General features: G+C 68.6%; 13 protein-coding genes. 9 read left to right on the top strand and 4 right to left on the bottom strand.

Going from position 1 to position 15720, the window contains the following annotated elements; all coding sequences use genetic code 11:
* Position 1: 1 nt before the first annotated feature.
* Complete coding sequence (locus tag KCG34_RS04035; protein WP_211939115.1) at positions 2-295, bottom strand: sarcosine oxidase subunit delta; 294 nt, start codon at positions 293-295, stop codon at positions 2-4.
* A 13-nt stretch (positions 296-308) separates the two neighbouring features.
* The gene (locus KCG34_RS04030; RefSeq protein ID WP_211939114.1) at positions 309-1562 is read right to left on the bottom strand and encodes a sarcosine oxidase subunit beta family protein; all 1254 of its coding nucleotides are present in this window, start codon (positions 1560-1562) and stop codon (positions 309-311) included.
* A gap of 246 nt (positions 1563-1808) precedes the next feature.
* Here KCG34_RS04030 and KCG34_RS04025 point away from each other — a divergent pair, with 246 nt between their 5' ends.
* From KCG34_RS04025 to KCG34_RS04000, 6 genes are all read left to right on the top strand, one after another.
* Complete coding sequence (locus KCG34_RS04025) at positions 1809-3086, top strand: aromatic ring-hydroxylating oxygenase subunit alpha (RefSeq protein WP_211939113.1); 1278 nt, start codon at positions 1809-1811, stop codon at positions 3084-3086.
* Positions 3086-4204, top strand: a complete 1119-nt coding sequence (locus tag KCG34_RS04020) for an FAD-binding oxidoreductase (RefSeq protein WP_211939112.1) — start codon at positions 3086-3088, stop codon at positions 4202-4204. Before KCG34_RS04025 ends, KCG34_RS04020 begins: the two co-directional genes overlap by 1 nt.
* Positions 4205-4220: 16 nt before the next feature.
* Complete coding sequence (locus KCG34_RS04015) at positions 4221-5174, top strand: GlxA family transcriptional regulator (protein ID WP_211939111.1); 954 nt, start codon at positions 4221-4223, stop codon at positions 5172-5174.
* A gap of 137 nt (positions 5175-5311) precedes the next feature.
* Positions 5312-8332, top strand: coding sequence for an intermembrane phospholipid transport protein YdbH family protein (locus KCG34_RS04010; RefSeq protein WP_211939110.1), 3021 nt, complete (start codon positions 5312-5314; stop codon positions 8330-8332).
* Positions 8332-8520: a YnbE family lipoprotein gene (locus KCG34_RS04005; RefSeq protein ID WP_211939109.1), complete on the top strand. Its 189-nt coding sequence runs from the start codon at positions 8332-8334 to the stop codon at positions 8518-8520. The genes KCG34_RS04010 and KCG34_RS04005 overlap by 1 nt, the downstream gene beginning before the upstream one ends.
* Before the next feature lie 9 nt (positions 8521-8529).
* Positions 8530-8880, top strand: coding sequence for a YdbL family probable chaperone protein (locus KCG34_RS04000; protein ID WP_211939108.1), 351 nt, complete (start codon positions 8530-8532; stop codon positions 8878-8880).
* Between the two features lie 40 nt (positions 8881-8920).
* On the opposite strand, the gene KCG34_RS03995 is transcribed toward KCG34_RS04000, so the two are convergent.
* Positions 8921-9739 (bottom strand): mechanosensitive ion channel family protein, encoded by an 819-nt coding sequence (locus KCG34_RS03995; protein ID WP_211939107.1) that lies wholly within the window; start codon positions 9737-9739, stop codon positions 8921-8923.
* 74 nt (positions 9740-9813) lie between these two features.
* Positions 9814-11091, bottom strand: coding sequence for a serine hydroxymethyltransferase (gene glyA / locus KCG34_RS03990; RefSeq protein WP_211939106.1), 1278 nt, complete (start codon positions 11089-11091; stop codon positions 9814-9816).
* Between the two features lie 253 nt (positions 11092-11344).
* Here glyA and rpsB point away from each other — a divergent pair, with 253 nt between their 5' ends.
* The 3 genes from rpsB (at position 11345) to egtB (ending at position 15691) form a co-directional block, all read left to right on the top strand.
* Positions 11345-12193 carry a 30S ribosomal protein S2 gene (gene rpsB / locus KCG34_RS03985; protein WP_211939105.1) on the top strand — a complete coding sequence of 283 codons (849 nt, stop codon included), beginning with the start codon at positions 11345-11347 and terminating at the stop codon, positions 12191-12193.
* 103 nt (positions 12194-12296) lie between these two features.
* Positions 12297-13235, top strand: coding sequence for a translation elongation factor Ts (gene tsf / locus KCG34_RS03980; RefSeq protein WP_211939104.1), 939 nt, complete (start codon positions 12297-12299; stop codon positions 13233-13235).
* Positions 13236-13510: 275 nt separating this feature from the next.
* Positions 13511-15691, top strand: a complete 2181-nt coding sequence (gene egtB / locus KCG34_RS03975; RefSeq protein ID WP_211939103.1) for an ergothioneine biosynthesis protein EgtB — start codon at positions 13511-13513, stop codon at positions 15689-15691.
* Positions 15692-15720: the final 29 nt, after the last annotated feature.

Raw genomic sequence — 15720 nt, 5'->3', positions numbered from 1 at the left:
CTCACGCGGCGGCGTCCTTTTTGAGATCGGGGCGCGGCTCACCGGTCTTGTAGGTGGTCACGAACTGGTCGGTGGTGGTGTCGCGCAGGGCGTTGAAGAAGCGCGCGCAGCCATGGATGTGGCGCCAGCGCTCGGCGTGCAGGCCCTTGGGGTTGGCGCGCAGGTAGAGGTATTCGGTCCAATCGTCGGCGTTGAGTTCGCTGGGGTTCTCGGGCCGGGCGATGTGCGCCTCCCCGCCGTGACTGAACTCGATCTCGGGCCGCGGGCCGCAATAGGGGCAGGTGATCAGGAGCATGAGTCTCTCGCCTCTAGTGCGCCACGGCCGCGGCGGCGGCTTCGTCGATCAGGTGGCCGTCGCGGAAGCGCTCGAGGGTGAAGGGGGCGTTGATCGGGTGCGGCTCGTCCTTGGCGATGGTCCAGGCGAGCGTATGGGCCGCGCCGGGCGTCGCCTTGAACCCGCCGGTGCCCCAGCCGCAATTGACATAGAGCCCCGGCACCGGGGTCTTGCCGACGATCGGCGAGCGGTCGGGGGTGACATCGACGATGCCGCCCCAGTTCCTCAGCATCTTCATGCGGCGGAAGGCGGGGAACAGCTCGCAGATGGCCTCCAGCGTGTGCTGGGGAATGTGCAGTCCGCCGCGCTGGGTGTAGCTGGTGTAGATGTCGGTGCCGGCGCCGATGACCAGCTCGCCCTTGTCCGACTGGCTGATATAGGCGTGGATGGTGTTGCTCATCACCACGCAGGGGAAGATCGGCTTGATCGGCTCGGACACCAGGGCCTGCAGCGGATAGCTCTCCAGCGGCAGGCGCACGCCCGCCATGCCGAGCACAACGCTGGTGTGGCCGGCGGCGCTGACCCCGACCTTGGGGGTCTTGATCACCCCGCGGGTGGTCTCCACCGCCTCGACCGCGCCGGCGGCGTTGCGGCGGATGCCGGTGACCTCGCAGTTCTCGATGATGTCGACGCCAAGGCTGTCCGCCGCTCGGGCATAGCCCCAGGCCACCGCGTCGTGCCGCGCCGTGCCGCCGCGCCGCTGCAGGGCCGCGCCCAGGATCGGATAGCGCATGTTGTCGGATATGTTCAGCGGCGGGCAGTAGGCCTTGGCCTCCTCGGGCGTCAGCCATTCGTTGTCGACGCCGTTGGCGCGGTTGGCGTGGACGTGGCGCTTGAACACCTGCACGTCGTGCACGGTGTGGGCCAGCATCATCACCCCGCGCTGGGAGAACATGACGTTGTAGTTCAGCTCCTGCGACAGGCCTTCCCACAGCTTGACCGCGTGGTCGTAGAGGCCGGCGCTTTCGTCGAACAGGTAGTTGGAGCGGATGATGGTGGTGTTGCGGCCGGTGTTGCCGCCGCCCAGCCAGCCCTTCTCCAGGATGGCGATGTTTCGCATCCCGTGCTGCTTGGCCAGGTAATAGGCCGCGCCCAGGCCATGGCCGCCGCCGCCGACGATGACGGCGTCATAGGCGGGCTTGGGTTCGGGCGAGCGCCATTGCGGCTTCCAGCCCGACTGGCCGGAAAGCCCCTGCTTGAAGAGCTGGAAGGCTGAAAATCTCTGCATGGGGTCCGCCCGACGATCGGTGGCTGAAGGGTGGGCCCGGGCGGCCGGCGGGGCCATCACGGAGGCGGCGGCGAACTTGTATCAGCCCGACATGCGTGTCGCATGCGTCATGGATGGGTCTTGCGCCTGCGACAAACCGCCAGTGTCGCGTTCCGCTCAACAGATGTCGGATATTGGAATGTGACTCGCCGCGCGCGTGCGTACAAATGGGGACAGTCGGCTCAGCTTCAAGTTCAGGCCCTCGTCATGACCCTTGCAGATTCCCAATCCCTGAAAGACCTGATCGCCCGCCGCCGGGCCGGGCACAGCCTGGCGGCGGACTTTTATCGGCGCCAGGATATTTTCGAAGCCGACATGGAACTTATCTTCGGGCGACATTGGATCTATGTTGGCGTCGAGCCCGACGTGCCGGAGCCGGGCGACGTGGTGGTGGTCGATATCGGTAAGACCTCGGTGCTGATCGTGCGCGACGACGACATGAACATCCGCGCCTTCCACAATGTCTGCCGCCATCGCGGCGCGCGGCTGGTCTCGACGCCCAATGCGGTGGTCGGAAACCTCGTGTGCCGCTATCACTCCTGGACCTACGGTCTTGATGGAAAACTGCTCTTCGCCGACCACATGGGCGAGGATTTCGACAAGAGCTGCCGGGGCCTGAAGCCGGTCCACCTGCGCTCGATCGCCGGCCTGCTGTTCATCTGTCTGGCCGAGGAGCCGCCCAAGGACATCGAGGCCATGGCCGAGGCCCTGACCCCGTACCTCGCCGTCCACGACCTGCCCAATTGCAAGATCGTCAAGTCGACCGACCTGATCGAGCACGGCAATTGGAAGCTGACCATGGAGAACAACCGCGAGTGCTATCACTGCGGCGCCAACCATCCGGAGCTGACAGTTCCCTTGTTCGCCTATGGCTTCGGCTTCTCGCCGAAGACCTTGGATGAAGGCGAGCGCGAGCAGGCGGCGCGCTACCAGGCCCTGGTCTGCGACAGTCACGCCCGCTGGGAGGGCGCCGGCGCCGCCTCGCGCGAGGTCGAGCACCTGGCCGACCGCGTCACCGCCTTCCGCGCCGAGCGCCTGCCGCTGGACCAGCACGGCGAGAGCCAGACCCTGGACTCCAAGGTCGCGTCCCGAAAGCTCCTGGGCCAGATCAACGACCCGGCCATGGGCGGGCTTTCGGTCTGGACCCAGCCCAATTCCTGGCACCACTTCATGAGCGACCACGTGGTCACCTTCTCGGTGATCCCGGTCTCGCCGACCGAGACCCTGCTCAGAACCCGCTGGCTGGTGCACAAGGATGCGGTCGAGGGCGTCGACTACGACCTGGAAAACCTGACCCAGGTCTGGCTGGCGACCAACCAGCAGGACGCCGACTTGGTCGAGATCACCCAGGCGGGGGTGGAAAGCCCCGCCTATGAGCCGGGTCCCTATTCGGTGTTCACCGAGGGCCTGGTGGAGAAGTTCTGCGATTGGTACCTGGGCCGCTTGTCCGCGGGCCTGGCGACCGACCTGGCGGAGGCCGCGTAGTGACCGACCTGCTGGAACGCCCCGCTGACAGCCGCCTCATCGAGGCGCTGATCGCCGCCCCGCCGCCCGTCTGGGACAGCGAGGTCGACGACACCCTGGTCTGCCGCGCCGTGCGCCGCGAAACCCACGACGTGATGACCTTTGTGTTCGAAGCGCCCGAGCCGCGGGTGTTCTCCTACCGCCCCGGCCAGTTCATGACCTTCGAGTTCGAGATCGGCGGCGAGGCGATCAATCGCTGCTACACCATCGCCAGCGCGCCGACCCGGCCGCACCGGCTGGAGATCACGGTCAAGAAGATTCCCGGCGGCCCGGTCTCGACCTGGCTGCACGAGACCCTGAAGCCCGGCATGCGGGTCAAGGCGATGGGGCCGATGGGCGACTTCACCTGCGCCGCCCATCCGGCGCCGAAATACCTGTTCCTGTCGGCTGGCAGCGGGATCACGCCGCTGATGTCGATGACCCGGACGCACCACGACCTCGCCTCCGGCGCCGACATCGCCTTCGTGCACAGCGCCCGCTCGCCGATCGACCTGATCTTCGAGGCCGAGCTGGCCCTGATGGCCCGCGAGCAGCCGGGCCTGCGCATCACCACCCTCTGCGAGGCCGACGCGCCCATGGCCGCCTGGTCCGGCTATCGCGGCCGCATCGACCTCAAACGCCTCGAGCTGATCTGCCCCGACTTCCGCGAGCGCGAGGTCTTCGTCTGCGGCCCGGCGCCCTACATGGAGGGCGTGCGCGCGGCGCTGGCCGAAGCCGGCTTCGACATGAGCCGACATCACCAGGAAAGCTTCGATTTCAGTGAGCTGGGAGACCAGATTGACGCCGAACCTGAAGCTGAATGCGAAGCCGGCGTGCCGTCGTTTAGGGTCGAGTTCGCCACCTCGCGGCGCGCGCTCGACTGCCCCTCGGACCAGTTCGTCCTGGCCGCCGCCAAGGCCGCGGGCATGCGCCTGCCGTCCTCCTGCGCCAAGGGCATGTGCGGCACCTGCAAGTGCAAGCTGGTTTCCGGCACGGTCGAGATGTCGCCCTCGGGCGGGATTCGCCAGCGCGAGATCGACCAGGGCATGATCCTGATCTGCTGCTCCAAACCCACCAGCGACCTGGTGATCGAACGGTGAGGCGCAGACTGGCCCCATGATCCCCTCGGCCCTCCGCCGGTTCGGTTTCCTGACCCTGCCGAACTATTCGATGATCGCCTGCGCCAACGCCATCGAGCCGCTGCGCATGGCCAATCGTCTGACCGGGCGGGCCGACTACGGCTGGACCATGCTGACCCTGGACGGGGCGCCGGCTGCGGCCAGCAACGGGCTGTCGCTGGGCCCGACCTTGGCCTTGGAGGCGGCGGGGCCGATGGATGCGGTGCTGGTCTGCGGCGGGGTCGATGTGCGCCTCTCGGTCGGGCGGCCGGTCAAGACCGCGCTCCGCCGCCTGGCGCGGCAGGGCGTGGCCCTGGGCGCCCTCTGCACCGGCTCTTTCGCCCTGGCCGAGGCGGGACTCCTCAAAGGTTATCGCTGCGCCATCCATTGGGAGAACCTGCAGGCGATCCACGAGGAGTTCCCCGAGATCGACTTCACCCAGGACCTTTACGCCATCGACCGCGACCGGCTGACCTGCACCGGCGGGGTGGCGCCCCTGGACATGATGCTCAACCTGATCGGCGGCGGGCTGGGGCGCGAGGTCGCCGACCAGGTCTCCATGCAGTTCATCGTCGATCGCACCCGCGCCGGCGAGGAGCGCCAGCCCAGCCTGGCCAAATCCCATTCGGTGGTCGGCCACCCGGCGCTGGAAAAGGCGGTGCGGCTGATGGAGGAACGGATCGAGTTTCCGCTGTCCGCCGCCGAGGTCGCGACCCACGCCGGCGTTTCGGCGCGTCAGCTGGAGCGGCTGTTCAGGCAGCGCCTGGGCCACAGCCCCAGCGCCTTCGCCCTGACCCTGCGCCTCGACCGCGCCCGCGCCCTGCTGCGCCAGACCGCCATGCCGATCACCGACATCGCGCTGGCCTGCGGCTTCACCTCGCCGACCCACTTCTCCACCGCCTACCGCCGCCGGTTCGATCGCCCGCCAAGGGCGGAACGCGCGGCGGGGTAGCGCGATCGCCCCTGACAGGCGCGACGCCAGCACATAGTCTGCGCGCAATCGAAGCCCGTTGAGTGTGAATGAGCGCCGAGTCGTCCGCCCCTCCGAAACCTCGGCCAAGACGATGGCCCGCGGCCACAGGCGTTGCCGTGGCCGTCGTCTTCGTCGCCGCCGGGGCGGTTTACCTGGCGCGAGGACGCATCGCCGAGGGGCTCGCCCGTGACTGGCTGCGCCAGCAGGGCGTGGTTTCCGGCCTTTCGATTCGCTCCCTGTCCCTGACCGGGCTCAGCGCAAGCCTGAGGGTCGGGCCAGCGGCGGATCCGGACCTGACCGTGGATCGTGTCGAGGTCGGCTACGCCTTGACCGGCCCGTGGAGCGGCGCCCCGTTGGGGGTGCGCACAACCAGCCTGCGCCTTGTCCGCCCCCGGCTGAGGCTTCGCTGGTCGGGCGGTGAGATGCGATACGGCGCCCTGCAGCCGCTGATCGCGCAGCTGTCGAAGCCACGGCCGGGCGGAGGACCAGCTCCGGACGTCACGATCGAGCAGGCCGTCCTGGTGCTGGTGACGCCGGATGGTCAGGACGTGTTCCGCGGCGGCGGCGCATTGAAGAAAGGCTTGCTGACGGATCTCAGCGGCAGCCTCGACCCCTATAGGGCCGGCCTGGCCGGCGTGAGGCTGCAAGGCGAGGGGGGCGCGTTCGAGCTGCATCGAACTGGCGAGCGGATGTCGCTGACGATCGATCTTGGGCCGGTGAACGCGCTTGCAGGCGCGGCCAGGCTGCATGCGGCGCGGGTCAAGCTGGGCGGCGAGCTTCCGTTCCCGGCGAAAGGCGGCGCCTGGCGCGGGCCGGTGCGCCTGGCCCTTACCGGCCTGGGCGTTACAGCGGACAGCGGCGACCTGCACGCCTCGGGCGGGGTCGTGAATCTCGATCTGGACGGCGCTGGGGAGGCTAGCCCCGCGCGACAGGTCCTTACCGGGCGGATGCTGCTGACCGGCCAGGTCGCCCAGGCGCAGCGGCCGGGCGCGCGGCTGAACCGGAGCCTCGTGCAGATCGATCTGACCCAGTTGGCGGTGGTCCGCGATGCGTCGGGGCTGTCGCTGACTGGCGAGGGAGCCGGCGGCCTGTCCGGCGGGGTCGACACCGCCGGCGCCCAGGCGCAGGTCCAGACCGGCGCGATCCGGATCCGCGGGCTGAAGCTCCTGGCGCAAGGTGGCCGCTTCAGCAGGGCCGGGACGCTGGAGGGGGGATTGGCTGGCCATGCCGCATTTGCCGCCGCGCGGGCGCACAGCCTGGCCCAGCGGGTCCCGGTGCTCTCGGACGAAAAGCCCTATGCCGCCGCGATCGAGCGCGCCCTGCACGGCTTCCGTTTCGCCGAATCGCGCTGGCGAGCCGAGTTGTCCGACCACGGGGTGAGACTGGCCCTTGGGGCGCCGCTGACCGTCGATGCCGGTTCCGGGGCGCGTCTGACGCTGGCGGCTGCGCCGACGACCATCGGCGCCAAGGGGATTGTCTCAGCGGGACGCATCGAGCTCGGCGGCGGTGGGCTGCCGACAATGCGCGCCAGCCTATCCCACGCCGCGATCACATCGTCCGGCTTCAGCGCCGACCTGGCGGCCGAGAGCGAGCTGGACGCCCTGTTCGCCCGCGGCGCGCAGGTGCAGGCCAAGGGCCGGCTCTCCGGACACGGCGGCCAGGTGCGCTTCGACCTGGACGGCTGTGCGCCGCAGCGCGCGCACCGTCTCGATTTCGGGCCCAATTCGGTGGACGACTTCGCCGCCAGCCTCTGCCCGGGCGATGGCCCGCTGCTCGTGGCGAGCGCCGAAGGCTGGCGGGCGCGTGGGCAGCTGCAGCAGGCTCAGGGCGCGGCGCCCAGCTTCGAGGCGCGCGTCACCGGGGCCGACGGCGCCTTCCAGGCCATCGGCCGCCACGCCCTGGAGGCGGCCGAGGTCAGCGTCGACAAGGCGCAACTGGCCGACACCGCCAAGCCCTTGCGGTTTCGCGACCTGAACCTCGCCGGCCGCGCCAACCTGGCTGGCGGCGTCTGGACCGGCGATTTTGCGGCCACGACCCACGCCGGCCATCGGATCGGCAAGGTCGACCTTCGCCAGGTGGTGGCCAGCGGGACCGGCCGCGCGGACATCGACACCGGGCCCCTGGCGTTCGCCCCGAACGCCCTGCAGCCGGCGGAACTGACGCCCCAGGCCGATTTCGCGCGCAACGCCCAGGGCGTGGCTACCTTCAAGGGCTGGTTCGCCTGGGGGCCCGGCGCGCCGGCGCAAAGCGGCGGGGAGCTGAAGGCGAACGGTCTGGAGTTCAAGAGCCCGCTTGGCGCTGTGCTGGGCATCAACAGCGACCTCCACTTCACCAGCCTGTCGCCCCTGGTCACGCAGCCGGGCCAGAAGGTCAATGTAGAGCTGGTGCAGGCGGCGACCCCGCTCAGCGGGCTTTCCGCGCAGTTCGATCTGGACGCCCGCTCGGTGAGCATCGACCAGGCGTCGGGCGCGATCGCCGAGGGCCGCATCCGCCTGGAGCCGATGGTCGCCCCGCTCGCCGCCGGGGCGCCCTTCAAGGGCGTGCTGGTGATCGACCACGTCAGGATCGGACAGGTTCTGGCCGCCTCGAGCCTGGCCGACTCGGTCAAGCTGGACGCCGTGGTCGACGGGCGCATCCCCTTCACCGTGAGCTCGGCCGGGTTGACCATCCAGGGCGGTGAACTGCGGGCCGTGGGTCCAGGCCGCCTGTCGATCTCGCGCAAGGCGCTGAAGGACGGCGCCAGCGCGAAGCAGGCCGGCTTCGCCGAGGACCTGGCCTACCAGGCCATGGGCGACCTGGCCTTCGACACGCTGGACGCCTCGCTGAACACGCTGCCCGGCGATCGACTGGGGGTCCTGTTCCACATCAAGGGCCGCCACGCGCCGCCCAAGCCGCAGCGCGCGACCATCGCCCTCAGCGACCTTCTCCGCGGCCAGCCCCTGGCCAAGCCCCTGACGCTGCCGTCCGACACCAGGATCGATCTGACCCTCGACACGTCGCTGAACTTCGGCGAGCTTGTGCGGGCCTTGCAGCAGGCATGGCGTGACAGCTTAGGCCAGGCCCAAGAGCCTGGCGGTTCAGCGTCGGTTCAGGCGGAACATGGTCCGCTCGCCGTCAAACAAGAGGTGAAGCCTTGATGATCAGACGCGCCCTGCTGACGAGTCTTCTGGCGTCCGGCGCCTTGTTGGCCCTGGGGGCCTGCACGCCGACGATCAACGTCCGGGTCGAACCGATCAGCATCTACGCCAAGCTGGAGGCCGATATCCGCATCCGTCTGGACAAGGAGGTTCAGACGGCCATCCAGCAGAACCCCAACCTGTTTTAGAGGCCGACCATGATCCGCCGTCTGTTCCTCGCCCTGACCCTCGGCCTGAGCCTCGCGGCCACAGGCGCATCGGCCCAGTCCGCCGCCGAAAAAGCCACTGTCGACGCCGCCAAAACCCAGGGGGTGGTCGGCGAGCAGGGCGACGGCTTCCTTGGCCTGGTCACAGGGTCGGCGCCGGCGGATGTGACCGCCGCCATGGCCGCCATTAACGCAGGGCGCGCCAAGGCCTACCAGGATATCGCCGCCAAGACCGGCGTGTCGCAAGCCGCCGCCGGAGAGGCGACCGCCATCCAGCTCGTCGGGCGGCTGCCGGCGGGCGCCTACTACAAGCCCCTGGGCGGCTCCTGGACGCGGAAATAGACGAGCTACAAAGGGCGCCTCGGCTCTTTCGGGCGTCGGGTCAGCTTTTGGCCTTCCCGCCCCGCAACTCCTCCACCACATACGGCGCCGGATAGCCCGCCGCGCCGAAGGTGGCGGCAATCAGCTTGTTGGTGTCGAAATAGACCTGCCAATAGTGGTTGGTGTGGCAGTAGGGACGCACGGCCAGCACCGTGCCCATGGCGTTGAAGTCGAGGATCTCCACGTCCGGCGCCGGATCGGAGATCACGTTGGGGATGGCGGCCAGGGCCGGTTTCAGCTTGGCGATGGCCTCCAGCGGATCGACGCCAAAGGCGAGCTGGGCTGTGCGGTCCACGCGGCGATGGGCGTGGGCGCTGTAGTTCTTGATGATGTCGCCCGACACCTTCGAATTGCCGACGATCATGGCCACGTTGTCCGGCGCGGTGATCAGGGTGTTGAACAGGCCGATCTCGGTGACCGTGCCTTCCACGCCGGCGCCGACGATGTAGTCGCCGACCTTGTATGGCCGGAAGATGATCAGGAAGGCGCCGGCGGCGAAATTGGCCAGGAGGCCCGACCAGGCTGCGCCGACGGCCAGGCCGACGCCGGCGAGGAGGGCGGCGAAGCTGGTGGTCTCGACCCCGAAATAGCCGAGGATGGCCACCACCAGGACGATGTTCAGCCCGACGCCGAGGATGTTGGCGATGTAGCGCTGCAGGGTGGCGTCGAGATTGCGCGCCGTCAGCACCCGCGACAGCACGCCGATGGCGGCGCCGATCAGCCAGCGGCCGATCAGATAGAGCACGAGGCCGCCAACGACCTTGAACCCGATGGCGGTCGCAACTGGCGCGATCGATGCCAGCCAGATCTTCACGTCCATGTCCTTAGGTCCCCTTCAAGGTCAGCAACCTGGAGGACGCTAGGTAACAGGCGCCTTGGACCGCCTGGCAAGGGCTAGTTGGGATAGATCGGGAACGCCTTGCACAGGGCCGCGACTTCGGCCCGCACGTGCATCGTGACATCTTCAAGCTGTTCGCCGGTCCGCGCGGCCTCCAGCACCTGGTCGATCAGGGCGGCGACCTTTTCGAACTCGGCCTCACGGAAGCCGCGAGTGGTCAGGGCGGGCGAGCCGAGGCGGATGCCGGACGTGACCGCCGGCTTGGCCGGGTCGAACGGGATGCCGTTCTTGTTGCAGGTGATCCCAGCCTCATCCAGGGCCCGCTCGGCCACCTTGCCCGATAGACCCTTGGGGCGCAGGTCGACCAGCACCACGTGGGTGTCGGTGCCGCCGGAGACGATGGCGCAGCCGCGGGCTGCCAGGCCCTCGGCCAACACCTTGGCGTTGGACACGACCTGGCGGGCATAGGCTTTGAACGACGGCTCCAGGGCCTCGCCGAAGGCCACCGCCTTGGCGGCGATCACGTGCTCCAGCGGGCCGCCCTGGATGCCGGGAAAGACCGCGGAATTGATCTTCTTGGCGATGTCCTCGTCGTTGGAAAGTACCAGGCCGCCGCGCGGGCCACGCAGGGTCTTGTGCGTGGTCGAGGTGGTGACGTGGGCGTAGGGCAGGGGGCTTGGGTGAGCGCCGCCGGCCACCAGGCCCGCGATGTGGGCCATGTCGACCATCAGATAGGCCCCGACCTTGTCGGCTATGGCGCGGAAGCGGGCGAAGTCCAGGGTGCGCGGATAGGCCGAGCCGCCGGCGATGATCAGTTTCGGCTGATGCTCGATTGCGAGGGCTTCGAGCGCGTCGTAGTCGATCACCTGGGAGCCCGGATCCACGCCATAGTTCACCGGCTTGAACCAGCGGCCGGAGACGGTGGGGGGCGCCCCGTGGGTCAGGTGGCCGCCATGGGCGAGGCCGAGGCCCAGAATGGTGTCGCCGGGCTGCAGCAGCGCGAACAGCACCGCCATGTTGGCCTGGGCGCCCGAGTGCGGCTGGACATTGGCGAAGCCGCAATCGAACAGGGCCTTGGCCCGGTCGATGGCCAGCTGCTCGGTGACGTCCACGTGCTCGCAGCCGCCATAGTAGCGCTTGCCCGGATAGCCCTCGGCGTACTTGTTGGTCAGCACCGAGCCCTGGGCCTTCAGCACGGCCGGCGAGACGATGTTCTCGGACGCGATCAGCTCCAGCTTGTCCTGCTGGCGATGCAGCTCCGCGTCGATGGCGGCCTGCACGGCCGGGTCGTCGCGGCTGAGGTCGCGGGCGAAAAAGGCGGCGGCGTCGGACATGGCGGGCTCCGGAGGGATATCGAGCGAGTTTGCCGTGTCGTCGCGGGTTCATCGCGCACGCAGGCGGCCTCAGGCTTGAACGGCGGCGACAGGCCGCGCCCCTTGCTTTTCGCTGCGCAATCCCCTACATGCGCGCCCCATCACACACGCAGGCGTTCGGCGGCTGATCGGTCAATCCCGTTCTGGCTTCCGTTCCGGTCCCTTCTCGAAGGGGTTTGCCTGCGGAGGCGCACCGGAAGAAGGAGACATACCTATGGCGCTTCCTGAATTCTCCATGCGTCAGCTCTTGGAAGCTGGCGCTCACTTCGGCCACCAGACCCACCGCTGGAACCCGAAGATGGAGCGGTACATCTTTGGCAGCCGCGCCAACATCCACATCATCGACCTGTCGCAGACCATCCCGCTGCTGCACCAGGCCCTGGTCAAGGTCCGCGACGTCGCCGCCGGCGGCGGCCGGGTGCTGTTCGTCGGCACCAAGCGCCAGGCCTCGGACCCGGTCGCGACCGCTGCGCGCCGCTGCGCCCAGTACTATGTCAACCACCGCTGGCTGGGCGGCACCCTGACCAACTGGCGCACCATCTCCGGCTCGATCGCCCGTCTGCGCGAACTGGAAACCGTGCTGTCCTCGGGCGGCGAAGGCCGGGTGAAGAAGGAAATCCTGCAGCTGACCCGCGAGCGCGACAAGCTGGAACTGTCGCTGGGCGGCATCAAGGACATGGGCGGCATTCCCGACCTGATGTTCGTGATCGACACCAACAAGGAAGCGATCGCGATCCAGGAAGCCCGCAAGCTGAACATCCCGGTGGTGGCGATCCTCGACACCAACTGCGACCCGAACGGCATCACCTATCCGATCCCGGGCAATGACGACGCGGCGCGCGCGCTGCAGCTCTATTGCGACCTGATCGCCGACGCGGTGCTGGACGGCCTGGCCCAGGGCCAAGCCTCCCTGGGCGTCGACCTGGGCGCTTCGGAAGCTCCCAGCGAGCCGGTGCTGAAGATGGTCGCGGAAGCCGAGGTCCCGGCCGAAGCGCCTGCGGAAGTCCCTGCCGAAGTCGTGGCGACCGAAGCCGCCGCGGCGGACGAGCCGGCCGCGAGCTGACACAAAAACTTCGCGGCGGTCCCACCCGCCGCGAGCCTTTCCTGAAATGGACGGCTGGGCTAAACGCTCGGCCGTCCGACCTATTTGAAACTGGAGAAGCTCCATGGCGGAGATCACGGCCGGCCTGGTGAAGGAACTGCGCGAGAAGTCCGGCGCGGGCATGATGGACTGCAAGAAGGCCTTGCAGGAGAACGGCGGCGACATCGAACAATCGATGGACTGGCTGCGCACCAAGGGTCTGTCCAAGGCGGCCAAGAAGGCTGACCGCGTGGCGGCCGAGGGTCTGGTGGCCATCGCCCTGCGCCCCAATGGCAAGGGCATGACCGGCGCCGCCATCGAGCTGAACGCCGAAACCGACTTCGTCGCCCGCAACGAGCTGTTCCAGGTCGCGGCGCGCAAGACCGCCCAGATCGCCTTGGACACCGACGGCTCGGTGGACGCTATCGGCGCGGCCAAGACCGCCGACGGCGAGACGGTGGCGGAATCGATCACCAACCTGATCGCCACCATCGGCGAGAACATGCTGCTGCGCCGCGCGGCCCGCTTCGACGTGGCCGAAGGCGCCGTGGCGGCCTATGTGCACAACGCCACCGCCCCGGACCTTGGCCGCATCGGCGTGTTGGTGGCCCTGGAAGGCGCTGGCGACCAGGCCGCGCTGCAGGACCTGGGCAAGAAGATCGCCATGCACGTGGCGGCCACCGCCCCTCTGTCGCTGTCGACCGACGACCTGGACCCGGAAGCGGTGGAGCGCGAGCGCGCCATCTTCACCGAACAGGCCCTGGAGTCGGGCAAGCCCGCCGCTGTGGTCGAGAAGATGGTCGAAGGCCGCATCCGCAAGTTCTTCGAGGAAGTCGTGCTGTTGAAGCAGGCCTTCGTCATGAACCCCGACCAGACCATCGAGCAGCTGGTGGCCGAAGCCGGCAAGACCCTGGGCTCGCCGGTCAAGGTGAAGGGCTTCGTGCGTCTGGCCCTCGGCGAAGGCGTCGAGAAGAAGCAGGAAGACTTCGCTGCGGAAGTCGCCGCGGTGACCGGCCAGGGCTGATCGTCGCCCGCCAGATCAGTCTGGATTGAGATCAGCGCCGCCCCGGTTTGCGCCGGGGCGGCGTTTTTTGTCTACGGCCAAGGTGTCAGTAGGCAGCCGTTGTGCGTTGTTCTCCAGGGTCATGCCTCTTGCCTCGCCGAGTGGGTCCACCATATTGGCGTCAAGATGCCGTTCACGGTTTGATCTGCGGCCCTCGGCAGGGCGACGCAGGCCGCCACGCCAGGGAGAGAACCGATGGCTATCCGACGCTCGAAGGCCGCACGAGGAGCGGCCGCGTGAGTCCCGCTGACGGCGCGCGCCCGGCCCAGCGCGATACGAGTTCGCCCAGCGTCGAAACCCCGCTCCTGGCCCGCTACCACAGCGTCCGGTCCCACACCGCCGCCCTGACCCTGCCGCTCTCGGCCGAGGACCAGGTGGTCCAGTCGATGCCCGACGCCAGCCCGGTCAAATGGCACCAGGCCCACACCACCTGGTTCTTCGAGACCTTCCTGCTGCAGGCCTTCGACCCCGACTACCAGGTGTTCGATCCGGGATACGCCTATCTGTTCAACTCCTACTACGAAGCCGTCGGCCCCCGCCGTCCCCGGCCGGAGCGGGGCCTGATCACCCGTCCCTCGCTCAGCGAGGTGCGCGCCTATCGCCGCCACGTCGACCTGGCCATGGCTGACTTCCTGGCCGGCCCTGCGGCCGAGCGGCGCGAGGTCCAGGCTCTGGTCGAACTGGGCCTGGCGCACGAGGAGCAGCACCAGGAGCTGATCCTGATGGACGTGCTGCACCTGTTCGCCCAGATGCCGGGCGATCCGGTCTATCAGGGCCCGCCGCCGGCTCGCCGCGACGATCCCGGCCCGGCCCGATTCCTGCGCTTCGCCGGCGGCCTGGTCCCGGTCGGCCACAGCGGCGGCGGCTTCGCCTTCGACAACGAGGGGCCTCGCCATGACGTATGGCTGGAACCCTACGGCCTGGCCGATCGGCTGGTCACCAATGGCGAGTGGCTCGAGTTCATTGAGGACGACGGCTATCGCAAGGCCGACCTCTGGCTCTCCGACGGTTGGGCGCTGATCCAGCGCGAGGGTTGGAGTCATCCCCTCTACTGGCGGCTCGACCACGCCGGAGGCTGGTGGGAAATGACCCTGGCCGGGGCGGTTCCGCTCGACCCTCACGCCCCGGTCGCCCATGTCAGCTACTACGAGGCCGACGCCTACGCCCACTGGCGCGGCAAGCGCCTGCCGACCGAGGCGGAGTGGGAGCACGCCGTGCGTCGCCAGGGCGAGGGCGGCGAGCTGCGCCAGGCTTCGGACGAGCTCTGGCAATGGACCGCCAGCGCCTATCTCGGCTATCCGGGCTTCCGCCCCGCCGCCGGCGCGGTCGGCGAGTACAATGGCAAGTTCATGATTGGCCAGATGGTGCTGCGCGGCGGCTGTTCGGCCACGCCCGAAGGCCACGTGCGGCCCAGCTACCGCAACTTCTTCCAGCCGCATCAACGGTGGATGTTCAGCGGCGTGCGTCTGGCGGAGGATCAGGCGGCGGCGGAAGCCGACATCGACGCCTTCCGCCAGGACGTGGTGGCGGGCCTCTCGCAGCCGCGGAAGCGCCTGCCCAGCAAGTACTTCTATGACGCCCGCGGCGCAGCCCTGTTCGAAGAGATCTGCCGCCTGCCGGAATACTATCCGACCCGTACCGAGATGGCCCTGCTGGACCACGTGGCCGGCGAGATTGCGGCCCACATCCCCGACGGCGCCGCCCTGATCGAATACGGCAGCGGCGCCAGCCTGAAGACGCGTCGCCTCCTGGACGCCGCGCCCCAGATCGCGGCCTATACGCCGGTTGATATCTCGACCGAGGCCCTGCTCGAAGCGGCCGAGGCGATCCGCAGGCTCTACCCGCGCCTCCTGGTCGAACCGGTAGCGGCGGACTTCACCCAGGCCTTCGCCCTGCCGGCCGTCGCCGAGGGCCGGCCCAGGGTCGGGTTCTTCCCCGGCTCGACCATCGGCAATTTCGAAGCCGACGAAGCCGCACGCTTTCTCGCTGAGGCGCGTAAGCTCCTGGGCGCCGGCGGGCGCATGATCGTCGGCGCCGACCTGGTCAAGGACGAGGGCGTGCTGATCCGCGCCTATGACGACGCGCAAGGCGTCACCGCGGCCTTCAACTTCAACTTGCTAGCCCGGATCGACCGCGAACTGGACGCCGACATTGATCTCGGCAAGTTCGCCCACCGCGCGGTCTGGAACGCGCGGGATAGCCGGATCGAAATGCATCTGCTCAGCACGGAGGATCAGGTGTTCGAGGTGGCCGGGCGCGAGTTTTCGATGCGGGCGGGCGAGACCATCCACACGGAGAATTCCCATAAATACACGGTCGAGGCGTTCGAGGCCCTGGCCGCCCGGGGCGGCTGGCGCTTAGCCGCGCGCTGGATCAGCCCCGACCCAGCCTTCGCGATCTTCCTGTTGCAGGAATAGCCGTATACAGGCGAATGCGCCCGCTCCGA

It is taken from the genome of Phenylobacterium montanum, from assembly GCF_018135625.1.
GTDB lineage: Bacteria > Pseudomonadota > Alphaproteobacteria > Caulobacterales > Caulobacteraceae > Poindextera > Poindextera montana.
This window is presented reverse-complemented; position numbering and strand designations above follow the sequence as displayed.

Excerpts from the sequence above, each read along its gene's own strand:
- KCG34_RS04000 (WP_211939108.1), top strand. The coding sequence starts at position 8,530 with ATGATCCGCCGTCTGTTCCTCGCCCTGACCCTCGGCCTGAGCCTCGCG.
- KCG34_RS03995 (WP_211939107.1), bottom strand. The coding sequence starts at position 9,739 with ATGGACGTGAAGATCTGGCTGGCATCGATCGCGCCAGTTGCGACCGCC.
- KCG34_RS04005 (WP_211939109.1), top strand. The coding sequence starts at position 8,332 with ATGATCAGACGCGCCCTGCTGACGAGTCTTCTGGCGTCCGGCGCCTTG.
- KCG34_RS04035 (WP_211939115.1), bottom strand. The coding sequence starts at position 295 with ATGCTCCTGATCACCTGCCCCTATTGCGGCCCGCGGCCCGAGATCGAG.
- KCG34_RS04025 (WP_211939113.1), top strand. The coding sequence starts at position 1,809 with ATGACCCTTGCAGATTCCCAATCCCTGAAAGACCTGATCGCCCGCCGC.
- tsf (WP_211939104.1), top strand. The coding sequence starts at position 12,297 with ATGGCGGAGATCACGGCCGGCCTGGTGAAGGAACTGCGCGAGAAGTCC.
- KCG34_RS04030 (WP_211939114.1), bottom strand. The coding sequence starts at position 1,562 with ATGCAGAGATTTTCAGCCTTCCAGCTCTTCAAGCAGGGGCTTTCCGGC.
- rpsB (WP_211939105.1), top strand. The coding sequence starts at position 11,345 with ATGGCGCTTCCTGAATTCTCCATGCGTCAGCTCTTGGAAGCTGGCGCT.
- KCG34_RS04015 (WP_211939111.1), top strand. The coding sequence starts at position 4,221 with ATGATCCCCTCGGCCCTCCGCCGGTTCGGTTTCCTGACCCTGCCGAAC.
- glyA (WP_211939106.1), bottom strand. The coding sequence starts at position 11,091 with ATGTCCGACGCCGCCGCCTTTTTCGCCCGCGACCTCAGCCGCGACGAC.